Origin of the sequence: Bifidobacterium avesanii (assembly GCF_009299475.1) — a bacterium.
Taxonomy (GTDB): domain Bacteria; phylum Actinomycetota; class Actinomycetes; order Actinomycetales; family Bifidobacteriaceae; genus Bifidobacterium; species Bifidobacterium avesanii.
The window spans coordinates 1-11,489 of the sequence record NZ_WBSN01000034.1 but is presented as its reverse complement, the minus strand read 5'-3'; the positions used below and the strand labels follow the sequence as shown (position 1 = coordinate 11,489).

General features: G+C 68.4%; 10 protein-coding genes. 9 read left to right on the top strand and 1 reads right to left on the bottom strand.

Annotation, left to right across the window (positions count from 1 at the left end):
* Positions 1 to 74 precede the first annotated feature (74 nt).
* From DSM100685_RS10435 to DSM100685_RS10395, 9 genes are all read left to right on the top strand, one after another.
* The gene (locus tag DSM100685_RS10435; RefSeq protein WP_152351275.1) at positions 75 to 914 is read left to right on the top strand and encodes a ParA family protein; all 840 of its coding nucleotides are present in this window, start codon (positions 75 to 77) and stop codon (positions 912 to 914) included.
* 150 nt (positions 915 to 1,064) lie between these two features.
* Positions 1,065 to 1,904, top strand: coding sequence for a segregation and condensation protein A (locus DSM100685_RS10430; RefSeq protein WP_152351277.1), 840 nt, complete (start codon positions 1,065 to 1,067; stop codon positions 1,902 to 1,904).
* On the top strand, positions 1,901 to 2,497 hold the full coding sequence (gene scpB / locus DSM100685_RS10425; RefSeq protein WP_152351274.1) for an SMC-Scp complex subunit ScpB: 597 nt from the start codon (positions 1,901 to 1,903) through the stop codon (positions 2,495 to 2,497). The genes DSM100685_RS10430 and scpB overlap by 4 nt, the downstream gene beginning before the upstream one ends.
* Before the next feature lie 117 nt (positions 2,498 to 2,614).
* On the top strand, positions 2,615 to 3,439 hold the full coding sequence (locus DSM100685_RS10420) for an NUDIX hydrolase (RefSeq protein ID WP_152351273.1): 825 nt from the start codon (positions 2,615 to 2,617) through the stop codon (positions 3,437 to 3,439).
* A 232-nt stretch (positions 3,440 to 3,671) separates the two neighbouring features.
* On the top strand, positions 3,672 to 5,036 hold the full coding sequence (locus DSM100685_RS10415; RefSeq protein WP_152351272.1) for an MFS transporter: 1,365 nt from the start codon (positions 3,672 to 3,674) through the stop codon (positions 5,034 to 5,036).
* A 375-nt stretch (positions 5,037 to 5,411) separates the two neighbouring features.
* On the top strand, positions 5,412 to 7,340 hold the full coding sequence (gene typA, locus DSM100685_RS10410) for a translational GTPase TypA (RefSeq protein WP_152351271.1): 1,929 nt from the start codon (positions 5,412 to 5,414) through the stop codon (positions 7,338 to 7,340).
* 506 nt (positions 7,341 to 7,846) lie between these two features.
* Entirely contained in the window at positions 7,847 to 8,404 is a 558-nt protein-coding gene (locus DSM100685_RS10405) for a hypothetical protein (RefSeq protein ID WP_152351270.1), read from the top strand.
* Complete coding sequence (locus DSM100685_RS10400) at positions 8,401 to 9,396, top strand: prephenate dehydratase (RefSeq protein WP_152351269.1); 996 nt, start codon at positions 8,401 to 8,403, stop codon at positions 9,394 to 9,396. The genes DSM100685_RS10405 and DSM100685_RS10400 overlap by 4 nt, the downstream gene beginning before the upstream one ends.
* A complete protein-coding gene (locus tag DSM100685_RS10395; protein ID WP_240811906.1) occupies positions 9,390 to 10,601 on the top strand; it encodes a prephenate dehydrogenase in 1,212 nt (403 codons plus the stop codon). The genes DSM100685_RS10400 and DSM100685_RS10395 overlap by 7 nt, the downstream gene beginning before the upstream one ends.
* 290 nt (positions 10,602 to 10,891) lie before the next feature.
* Here DSM100685_RS10395 and DSM100685_RS10390 read toward each other — a convergent pair whose 3' ends face one another.
* Positions 10,892 to 11,161 (bottom strand): DUF6725 family protein, encoded by a 270-nt coding sequence (locus DSM100685_RS10390; protein ID WP_152351268.1) that lies wholly within the window; start codon positions 11,159 to 11,161, stop codon positions 10,892 to 10,894.
* Between the last annotated feature and the right edge of the window lie 328 nt (positions 11,162 to 11,489).

The following is an 11,489-nucleotide window of genomic DNA, read 5'->3' as shown; positions in this document are numbered from 1 at the left end:
CTCCCGCGGAGCCGCCCCGATTCCGGGCACGTCGCGCGCGGTCGTCGGGCGCGGATGTTGGTATGGTGGGCTGTATGCCTACGGATTTGCTTGGACGCGATTATGAGACTTTCCCCGCACCCCCGACGCTGGAACAGCACGGGCCGGCCCGCGTGATTGCCATGTGCAACCAGAAGGGCGGCGTGGGCAAGACGACGAGCTCGATCAACATCGCCGGCGCGCTGAGCGTGTACGGCCGCCGCGTGCTCATCGTGGACTTCGACCCGCAGGGCGCCGCGACCGTGGGCCTCGGCATCAACGCGAACAACGTGGAGAACACCATCTACACCGCGTTGTTCAACCCGCGCATGGACGTGCACGACGTGGTCCAACACACCCGTTTCCCCAACCTCGACATCATTCCGGCGAACATCGACCTGTCCGCCGCGGAGATCCAGCTCGTCACCGAGGTGGGCCGCGAGCAGGTGCTGGCCGGCACGCTGCGCCCGCTCAAGGACGAGTACGACGTGATCATCATCGACTGCCAGCCCTCGCTGGGCCTGCTCACGGTGAACGCGCTGACCGCCGCGGACGGCGTGATCATCCCCGTGGCCGCCGAGTTCTTCGCCCTGCGCGGCGTGGCCCTGCTCATGCAGTCCATCGAGAAGGTGCAGGCGCGCATCAACCCGGGACTGGAGATCTACGGCGTGCTGGTGACCATGTACACGCGCACATTGCACTCCGAGGAGGTGCTGCAGCGCATCTACGAGGCGTTCAAGGGCAAGGTGTTCCACAGCGTCATCACCCGTTCCATCAAGCTGCCGGACGCCACCGTGGCCGCCGCGCCGATCACCATGTACGCGCCGGAGCACAAGACCGCCAAGGAATACCGCGAGGTCGCGCGCGAGCTGGTGGCCCGCGGCGTGGTGGCCTGAGCGCCGGACGCGCGGTCCGCATGACGAAAACGGGTGTGACGGGGACGAGCATGGTCGCCGTCGCCGTGGCCGGGTCGGATTGCGGATGACGGCGGCTTGACGGATGCGGCGTACGCGACAGGCACGGTGAAGACGATGGACGCGACGGACATGACGGCGGCGGGATCCGCGGCCGAGGCGGAGGAACGCGCGGAGATCGGCTCCGGCTTCTCCGTGGACCTCGACGTGTATTCCGGCCCGTTCGACGCGTTGCTCGGCATGCTCGCCAACCGCCGGCTGGAGCTCACCGAAGTGTCGCTCGCCGCGATCACCGAGGAGTTCCTGCGCTACGTGAAGACGCTGGACTTCGAGCGCTCCATGGACGAGGCAAGCGCGTTCGTGGACGTCGCCTCGATTCTGGTGGAGGCCAAGAGCGCGGCCCTGCTGCCCGGCGACGAGCGCGGCGAACGCGACGAGCAGAGCATGGAGGCCCTGCGCGAGCGCGACCTGCTGTTCGCGAGGCTCCTGCAGTACAAGGCGTTCAAGCAGGCCGGTGCCGACTTCCGCGCGCGCATCGCGAGCAACGCCGGGCGCTTCCCCCATTCCCCCGCCGTGGACGCCGCGATCGGGGCCATGCTGCCGGAGCTTGCGTGGACGATCGGCCCCGACGATCTGGCCCGTCTGGCCGCGAGCGTGATCGCCAACGCGCCGATCAGCGAGGTGAGCGTGCACCAGCTGCATGTGCCGCTCGTGGATCTGCGCCTTCAGGCGGCGATCGTGCGCGACCGGCTCAGGGCCCGCGCCGGCGAGGCGGTCACGTTCGCCGAGCTCGTCGCGGACGCGTCCGAGCGCGTGGAGGTGGTGGGCAGGTTCCTGGTCCTGCTCGCGCTCTTCAAGCAGGGCTCGGTGCAGTTCAAGCAGGACGGGCCGTACGAGCCGCTCTACCTGCGCTGGGTGGGCGGCGACGGGGACGGCGGCACGGAGACGATCAGCGAGGGGGATTTCGCATGACCGATGAGACGAAGACCGTGGCGGATGTCGCGGATTTCAATGCGGACGATTTTCCCGGCGGGCTCGGCGCCTGCCTCGAGGCGATCCTCATGGCGGCCGATCAGCCGCAGACCGAGGCCGATCTGGCCCGCGTGCTCGGCGCGGGGGAGCGGGCGGTCGGATCGGCGCTCGAATCGCTGCGCGACCAATATGACCGCGAGGGGCGCGGGTTCGAGCTGCGCCATACCGCGCGCGGATGGCAGTACGCCAGCCGGGCCGCGTTCGAGCCGGTCGTCTCCGCGTTCGTGACCGACGGGCAGACCGCGAGGCTCAGTCAGGCGGCGCTGGAGGCGCTGGCGATCATCGCGTACAAGCAGCCGGTCACGCGCGGCGAGGTGGCGGCGATCCGCGGCGTGAACTCCGACGGCGTGATCCGCTCGCTCGCCGTGCGCGGTCTGGTGCGCGAGGACGGCGTGGACCCCGAGTCGCGCGCCGCCCTGCTCAGGACCTCCGCCCTGTTTCTGGAGAAGATGGGCCTCGACTCGCTCGACCAGCTGCCGTCGCTCGCCCCGTTCCTGCCCGCCTCCGCCGCGGAGGCCGAGGACGAGGCCTGAGGCGGACGACACGGCGTCCCGCAGCGCGCCGCGACACGCATGACTATTAGTCAATTTGACCATTAGTAGTACATTCGCTCCCGGAAATTGTCAGGAAACACGAAAGCGGGAGCGCCAATGGGATACGGCAACGTCAGCGAACGGTTGAGGCAGCCGCCGCAGGTGGGCGTGTCGGTGGTGATCCTCGCGCTCGACCCGGACAGTGAGCACGGCCGCCTGTGGCTGCCGCTCGTCCGCCGCGTCCGCCAGCCGTTCCTCGGATGCTGGGCCCTGCCCGGCGGCGACATCCGCGGCGACCGCACGCTCGCCCAATCGGCCTACGAGGCGCTGGAATCGACCACCGACCTGCACCCGAGCTACCTCGAGCAGCTCCACGCGTTCGGAGGGCCGGACCGGTCGCGCGGCGGCCTGCCCATGGTCTCGATCGTCTACTGGGCGCTCGTCGGCGAGGCGGAGGCCGGCGACTTCGCGGAGCGCGACAACGTGCGCTGGTTCCCGGAAAGCGACCTGCCCTCGCTGGACATCGCCTTCGACCACCGCGAGATCATCGCCTACGCGCTGGCCCGCCTGCGCACGCGCATCGAATACCCGGACATCGCGGCGCGGCTCGTCGGTCCCACGTTCACGCTGCGCCAGCTGCACGGCGTGTACGAGGCGGTCACCGGCACCGTGCTCGACCTGCCCAACTTCCGGCGCAAGATGCTCGCCTCCGGGGAGATCGAGGAGACGGGGGAGACGCTGCGCGAGGGACGCCACCGCCCGGCCGCCGTCTACCGGTACGTGCCGCGTCGGGATGCCGGCGAGCGCCCCTACGCCTACGCGCTGACCGGCGACCGGCTCGCCGAGCTCGACGCCCGCGCGCGATCGGCCGCAGCCGCCATGTCGCCCGGCCCCGGCGCCTCGTCCGGCGACGACGCCCTGTCCGCGCTGACCACCGTGTAGGCCGCGCCGCAATCCGTTGCAATCCGCCGCGTCCGCCGCCTTCCCGTTCCGCTCCTGCCCAATCTGCGTCGCTGGATTGCAATATTGGGCGGATCCGTGAGCTCGGAGGCCCCAAATCGCCCGTAATGCCGTGTCTTTGCCCAATATCGCAATTTCCGCGCACGGATTGGGCAAAGACGGAAAGTCCGGATCATCCAACCGTTCCAAAGCACCAATAGAGAGAGGAATCAGCATGACTACAACCATGCAGCCGGAGCAGTCCGCCCCGGCGCCCGCGAGCCTGACGCGCAACGAGCGCCTCGACCGCCTGCCGTTCAACAAGGCCCACCGCAGGCTGCTCGTCGCGTCCGGCATCGGCTGGGCGTTCGACGCCATGGACGTGGGCCTCGTGTCGTTCGTGGTCGCCGCCATCGCCGCCGACCCGCACTTCAACCTGACCGCCACCGAGAAGTCCTGGGTGCTGTCCATCGGCTTCATCGGCATGGCCATCGGCGCGGCGCTCGGCGGCTACGTGGCCGACCACGTGGGCCGCAAGACCGTGTTCACCGCCACGCTCGTCATCTTCGGTCTGGCCAACGGCGGCATGGCGCTCGCATGGTCGCTCGTCGCGCTGCTCGTCGCCCGCTTCGTGATCGGCCTGGGCCTCGGCGCCGAATTGCCCGTCGCCTCCACGCTGGTCTCCGAGTTCTCGCCCACCAAGCACCGCGGCCGCATGACCGTCCTGCTTGAATCGTTCTGGGCCGTCGGCTGGATCGTCGCCGCGTGCATCGGCTACTTCGTCATCCCGAACACCGGCGACTGGGGCTGGCGCTGGGCGCTGCTCATCGGCGCGCTGCCGCTGCTCTACGCGATCGTCACCCGCGTGCACATCCCCGAATCCGTGCGCTTCCTCGAGGCGCAGGGCCGCGAGGACGAGGCCGAGAAGGCCGTGCGCTACTTCGAGGCCGCCGGCGGCGTGAAGGCCGTCCCGTCCCCGAAGGGCAAGCCGCTGCCGAAGATCAAGACCCACGAGCTGTTCGGCTCCAAGTACATCGCGCGCACGGTGGCGATCTGGGCCACGTGGTTCTTCGTGAACTTCTCCTACTACGGCGCGTTCACGTGGATGCCGTCGCTGCTCGCCTCCCAGTTCGGCTCCCTGACCAAGTCGTTCGGCTACACGCTCATCATTTCGCTCGCCCAGCTGCCCGGCTACTTCCTGGCCGCGTGGCTCGTGGAGATCTGGGGCCGCCGCTGGACGCTCTCCGTGTTCCTGGCCGTCTCCGCCGTGGCCGCGTTCGCGTTCTCGCAGGCCGGATCCGTGGCAGCCGTGCTGTGCATCGGCATGCTGCTGTCCGCCTCTAACCTGGGTGCGTGGGGCGTGCTGTACGCCGTCACGCCTGAGATCTACCCGACCCGCCTGCGCGCCGCCGCGTCCGGTGCCGCCGCCGCGTGCGGCCGCGTGGCCGCGATCATCGCGCCGCTGCTCATGCCGTGGTTCCTGGGGCTGGCGGGCGGCAACAAGTCCGTCGCGTTCGTGGTCTTCGCCGTCGCGTTCGTGCTCGCCTGCGCCGCCGCGCTGTGCCTGCCGGAGCGCAAGGGCCTCGAGCTGGAGGACTGAGCCGCCGGAAGCGGGATTCCCAAAGGCCGGCCTCGTCCCATAAATCCCATAAACACGGGCCCAAAAGGACGAAATCCGCGATTCCAAGCGCCAAACCCCCGCCACGGCGTCGGTTTGACACTGCGAAAAGCGGATTTCGTCCTTTTGGGCCCGTATTGTTGCGCGCCGCACACTGCGGGGCAGCGGAGAGCAAATGCCGGATGTGGAATTGGGGCCGCCGGTTGCGGGTCGCCGGTTGTCGATTGCGGATTGCCGGTTGCTGGTCGTGGGCTGCGGGCGGCTGACGGCGGCCGGTCAATGCGTGCCGCTATGCTTGGCTCGGTTTGTGTGCAAGTACAGGTAGAACCAAAGCAAATTCGATTAAGAGAGGTTTCGATGGCGGTTCGTGGTGATATTCGAAATGTGGCGATCGTGGCGCACGTCGATCACGGCAAGACCACGCTGGTGAACGCGATGCTCCAGCAGTCCCACGTGTTCAACGAGCGTGAGGAAGTGCCGGATCGCGTGATGGACTCCAACGATCTGGAGCGCGAGAAGGGCATCACCATCCTCGCCAAGAACACGGCCGTGGAGTACACCGGCCCGCTGGCCGCCAAGTACGGCCACCCGGAGGGCATCACCCTCAACATCATCGACACCCCCGGCCACGCCGACTTCGGCGGCGAGGTGGAGCGCGGCATCTCCATGGTGGACGGCGTCGTGCTGCTCGTGGACGCCTCCGAAGGCCCGCTGCCGCAGACCCGCTTCGTGCTGCGCAAGGCCCTCGAGGCCAAACTGCCGGTGATCCTGTGCGTCAACAAGGTCGACCGTCCGGACGCCCGCATCTCCGAGGTCGTCTCCGAATCCACCGATCTGCTGCTGGGCCTCGCCCAGGACGTGATGGAGGAGGGCGTGGACCTCAATCTCGACCACCTGCTCGACCTGCCGGTCGTGTACTGCGCGGCCAAGGCCGGCTACGCCTCCGCCGACCAGCCCGCCGACGGCGCCCTGCCGGACAACGACAACCTCGAACCGCTCTTCGAGGACATCATCAAGTACATCCCCGCCCCGGAGTACGAGGAGGGCGCGCCGCTGCAGGCCCACGTCGCCAACATCGACTCCTCCGACTTCCTCGGCCGACTCGGCCTCGTGCGCATCTACAACGGCACGCTGGAGAAGGGCAAGACCTACGGCCTGTCCCGCGTGGACGGCTCCATCGAGAACTTCCGCGTGGCCGAGCTGCTGCGCACCCAGGGCCTCGAGCGCACGCCCGTCGCCTCCGCGGGCCCCGGCGACATCGTGGCCGTGGCCGGCGTGAACGACATCATGATCGGCGAGACCATCGTCGACCCCAACGACCCGAAGCCGCTGCCGCTCATCCACGTGGACGACCCGGCCATCTCCATGACCTTCGGCGTCAACGACTCCCCGCTGGCCGGCACCGAGGGCAAGGACCACAAGCTCACCGCCCGCATGATCAAGGACCGCCTCGACCGCGAGCTCATCGGCAACGTGTCCATCAAGGTGCTGCCCACCGACCGTCCGGACGCCTGGGAGGTCCAGGGCCGCGGCGAACTCGCGCTGGCCGTGCTGGCCGAGCAGATGCGCCGCGAGGGCTACGAGCTGACCGTCGGCCGCCCGCAGGTTGTCACCAAGAAGATCGACGGCGTGGTCAACGAGCCGATGGAGAACACCACCATCGACGTGCCGGAGGAGTACATGGGCGCCGTCACCCAGCTGCTTGCCGACCGCAAGGGCCGCATGGACAACATGTCCAACCACGGCTCCGGCTGGGTCCGCCTGCAGTTCACCGTGCCGTCCCGCGGCCTGATCGGCTTCCGCACCGCGCTGCTGAGCGCCACCCGCGGCACCGGCATCGCGTCCTCCATCTCCGCCGGCTACGCGCCGTGGGCCGGCCAGATCGTCACCCGCCAGAACGGCTCGATGGTCTCCGACCGCCAGGGCGTGGCCACCCCGTACGCCATGCAGCGCCTGCAGGCGCGCGGCAGCTTCTTCGTGGAGCCGCAGTCCCCGGTGTACGAGGGCCAGGTCGTGGGCGTGAACAACAAGCCCGACGAGCTGGACGTGAACATCACGCTCGCCAAGCACATGACCAACATGCGCTCCTCCACCGCCGACGTGCTCGAGACGCTGACCCCGCCGATCAAGATGAGCCTCGAGGAGTCCCTGGACTTCGCCAACGAGGACGAGTGCGTGGAGGTCACCCCGGAGTCCATCCGCGTGCGCAAGATCATCCTCGGCCGCGAGGACTGGTACAAGTGGCGCGCCAAGCAGCGTCGTCAGAACAATCAGGCCAACAAGTAGGCCTGATTATTCAGACGACCGTCGCCGCCGTGGTGGCGGCTCCCTTCGCCTACGGGAAGCCCACTGGGCTTCCCGCTTGACGGCTCAGCAGAACAACCAGGCCAACAAGTAGGCCTGACCGTTCCTCCTTCCGAAAGGCTCCCCTTCGCGGGAGCCTTTCCCATATTTGGCGGCATATGTCGTGCTACGGGCGCGGACACGGGTACTGGTGTCCGAAATCATACGGTCCGATACGAAAACGTACGCGGAGGAGGTGCCAGACGTCCGAAATCATACGGCGTCGTACGAAAACGTACATGGAGAGACGCTGAGCGTCCGAAATCATATCGTCCGGATATAAAAAGGTACGCGTGGAACATTCCAGTGTACGAAATCATATGGGACCGTACGAAAACGGACCCGCAGCGGCGCCGAGCGGCGTAAATAACGGTTCCGCCGGCCCAACCCTGTCCATCAACGGGCGCAATCCCGGGCCCCGCCCGCGCGAGGGCCTACACTAATGGACTATGACAGTCCAGCAGCAACGCATCCCATATCCCGCCCGCGTGGCCATATGCCTGCCGATCGGCGCGGTCGCGGCGCTCGTCGGCAACGTGGCCCACCGCATGGGCGCGGCGCAGAACATCCCATACGGCCTGCTGCTGGCGTTCCTCATCATCGGCGTCGGTGCGGTGTTCTCGCGTGGCTTCGCCGGCACGGTCGGCGTGGCCGTGCATCTCATTGTCTCGTCGGTGGTCGTGTGGCAGATGAGCTCGTACGGCCCCGGCGGCGACATCCTCATGCCCACCGGCGGCGCCTCGCTCGTCACGTTCTTCAGCCACTACGCCACGCTGCTGTGGATGGGCGGCATGTTGGTCATCCAGATCATCGTGGTCTGCCTGCCCTCGCGACTGTTCGCCGGGCTGAACGGCGGTCGGTCCTCCGTGACACCTGTTGCGCCTGCCGCTTCCACCGCGCCTGCCGCTTCCGTTCCCTCGGCCGTCTCCGCAGCGGATTCCGCTTCCGCGATGGATCCCGCCGTGGCCCCGGATTCCGCCGCCCGCAACAAGGAGTCCCGCGCATGACCGCCTCCACCACCATCACGCTGCACTATCTGGGCCCCGAGGGCACGTTCACCCATCAAGCCGCCATCACCGCCGCGCAGACCCTGCGCCCGTTGGCCCCCGAAGGCGCCGAGTTCACGCTCGCGCCGGAGCCCGACGTGCCCGCCATCATGGTCGCCACGCGCGACGGCGACGGCTGGGGCGTGATCGCGTGGGAGAACAACGTGGAGGGCTACGTGGTGCCCAATCTGGATGCGCTCATCGACGCCGAGGACGTGGCCGGATTCGTGCGCGTCGGCGTGGACGTGGCCTTCGACGCGTTCGTGCGGCCCGGCACCGACATGTCCCGCGTGCGCACGGTCTCCGCCCATCCGCACGGTCTCGCCCAGTGCAAGCGGTTCATCGCCGAGCACAACCTCACGCCCGTGCCCGCGTCCTCCAACGCCGCCGCCTGCCGTGACCTCAAGCCCGGCGAGATGGCGTTCGGCCCGGCCATCTGCGGCAAGCTGTACTGGCTCGACACGGTCGCCGGCGGCGTGCAGGACTATCAGGGCGCGCGCACCGAATTCCTCGTGATCGCCCCGCGCCGCGAAGTGCCGGACCTGCTCGCCCGCGCACGAGGCAACGGCGTGGCCGAATTCGAGTCGATCGTCACCTTCATCCCGCTCAACACGGGCCCAGGCGTGCTCGCCGACCTGCTCGACGTGCTGCGCGACGCCGGCCTCAACATGACCAGCTTCATCTCCCGGCCCATCAAGGGGCACGACGGCACGTACAGCTTCATCGCCACGCTCGATGCGGCCCCGTGGGAGGATCGATTCCGCGCCGTGCTGGGCGAGGTGGCCGAACACGGCGACTGGGTGAAGACTCTGGCCGTCTATCCGCGCCGCGAGAGGCCGAACCCGCCCGTGGACGCGTGGATGCTGCCGCAGGGCGGTGTGCATCTGGACGCCTCCGCATTGCCGGACGGCTGGAACGACGACGAAACCGTGGGAAGGGAGCTGCTGTGGTAGAGGTGACGGACGCCATGACAGGCAACGGCGTGACCGGAAACGGCGTGCAGGGCGGTTCGCGGAATGGCGGTCCGCAAAACGGCGTTCCGCGCGCCGCCACCGTGGGCGTCGTGGGACTGGGGCTCATCGGCGGTTCGCTGGCGCTGCGGCTCGTGGAGCGCGGACGCACGGTGGTCGCATGGAACCACACGCCGCGGCCGTATGACTCCGCCCGCGCCGCCGGCGTGCGCTGCGTGGACTCGCTGGAGGAGCTGGCCGCCGCCGGGCCGGACGTGATCGTGCTGTGCAATCCGCTCAAGGCGATGCCCGACGTGCTGGGCGTACTGGCCGGGACGATCCGCCCCGGAACCACGCTCACCGACGTAGGCAGCGTGAAGGGCATGGTGCGCGATCAGGTGAAGGCCGCCGGGCTCGACGCGCAGTACGTGGGGGCGCACCCCATGGCCGGCAACGAACGCTCCGGATGGGCCGCCGCCGACCCGACGCTCTACGACGGTGCGTTGTGGGCCGTGACCGTGGACGGCGAGACCGACTACGCGCGTTTCCTCACGGTCATGGACCTCATCACGGCCGGCGTGGGCAACCGCGTGATCGTGCTCAACGACGCCGTGCACGACGAGGCCGCCGCGCTGATCTCGCACATGCCGCACGTGGTCGCCACCGCCCTGGCCAACGAGCTCACCGCCGACCCGAACCGCAACGTCGCCGCCGCGCTCGCCGCCGGATGCTGGCGCGACATGACGCGCGTGGCCCTGACGGACCCGGACCGCACGCGCGCGATGGTGGAGGAGGACGCCGCCAACGTGGAGACGCTGCTGCGCTCGATGGCCGCGCGCCTGACCGCGGTGGCGGACCTGCTGCACGGGGAGCTGGCCTCCGCCGGTGTCGACGCGGGCGCTGGTGCCTGTGCGGGTACCGGTAGTGGCGACGGTAGCGACTGCGGTTCTGCGCCCGTTGCGGCCACTGTGACCGGTGCCGCCGTTGCCACACCGCCGGCGATGCTGAACTTCTTCGCCGCCGCCGACCCGTTCCGCGCGTACAAGGCCGCCGAACGCGCGGGAACCGCCGCGCACGAGCCGCGCGTGGTCGACGTGACGCCAGACGGCTGGCGGGACGAATTGCTGGCCTCCGCCCGCCGCGGCGAGCATGTGGTGCGGATCGACGGGCTCCGCCGGTTCGCCGCCGAAGTGCGTTCCGCGCTGTGATCGGTGCCGCCGCCGGTTCGTCGGTCCGTGACTCGTGCGGATGCGCCTACCACGGACCGGGCGCGTTTCTTTGGACAGGGAGCGGGCACTCCCCGTCCAGAAACTTGAAAAAGGTTGAAACTCCGCCAATCTTGCGCCGGGTGGACCGGGAGCGCCCGCTCCCTGTCCGGGCATGCGCTCCCTGTCCCTAAGACGGTCGGACATAGGACGCGTGGGCGGGATGTCCCACCGTCAGCACAATGGGCCTGTCGGCTATGCGGTGCGATGGGCTTTCGCTTGTTCTATCGGCTCTATCGGCGCATGACGGGACGCTCCGGCACGGGCTTGAGGCGCACGATGGTCCGCGCGTCGATCGAGACCTCTTCGGCCGGTCGGGAACCGTTGGCGGCCGCGTCGCGCGTGAGCTCGAGCGTCACGCCGTTCCACGCACGCACGTGGCCCACGTAATCGCGGAACTTCATGCGCCCGTCTGCCGGGTCCACGCCGATCGCGGTGCGCACCACCACGCGCGCGCCCGTCGGAATATGCTCCGGGATATGCGTCGGCAGCTGCCATTCCATAAGTGCGCTCCTTGTCTCCGATTCTTGATGTTCAATACTCGGTGCTCGGCTTTTTCGACGTCCGTTGCCGCATCCATTGTGCCGCGGATTGAGCGGATCCAGTGTATAAGAGACGGATTGCGCCCGTTGTGCACCGGATTCGCTCAATCCGCGCACCGCTGAATGCGGATTGAGCGAATCCAGTACCCGGGAACGTCAATGGGGGGGTGCGGACGAAAAGTTGGACGCTTTGGCGTCCGGATTGGAGTCCGCAATGTACCGCAAGGACGTCAAGCGCATGGTCGTCGGCCTGTTCTACGACGACCGCATCAACGCGCCCGAGATCATC

Bases quoted from the DNA above. Each gene is read 5' to 3' on its own strand.
- DSM100685_RS10415 (WP_152351272.1), top strand. From the start codon at position 3,672: ATGACTACAACCATGCAGCCGGAGCAGTCCGCCCCGGCGCCCGCGAGC.
- DSM100685_RS10435 (WP_152351275.1), top strand. From the start codon at position 75: ATGCCTACGGATTTGCTTGGACGCGATTATGAGACTTTCCCCGCACCC.
- DSM100685_RS10390 (WP_152351268.1), bottom strand. From the start codon at position 11,161: ATGGAATGGCAGCTGCCGACGCATATCCCGGAGCATATTCCGACGGGC.
- DSM100685_RS10430 (WP_152351277.1), top strand. From the start codon at position 1,065: ATGACGGCGGCGGGATCCGCGGCCGAGGCGGAGGAACGCGCGGAGATC.
- DSM100685_RS10400 (WP_152351269.1), top strand. From the start codon at position 8,401: ATGACCGCCTCCACCACCATCACGCTGCACTATCTGGGCCCCGAGGGC.
- DSM100685_RS10405 (WP_152351270.1), top strand. From the start codon at position 7,847: ATGACAGTCCAGCAGCAACGCATCCCATATCCCGCCCGCGTGGCCATA.
- DSM100685_RS10420 (WP_152351273.1), top strand. From the start codon at position 2,615: ATGGGATACGGCAACGTCAGCGAACGGTTGAGGCAGCCGCCGCAGGTG.
- typA (WP_152351271.1), top strand. From the start codon at position 5,412: ATGGCGGTTCGTGGTGATATTCGAAATGTGGCGATCGTGGCGCACGTC.
- scpB (WP_152351274.1), top strand. From the start codon at position 1,901: ATGACCGATGAGACGAAGACCGTGGCGGATGTCGCGGATTTCAATGCG.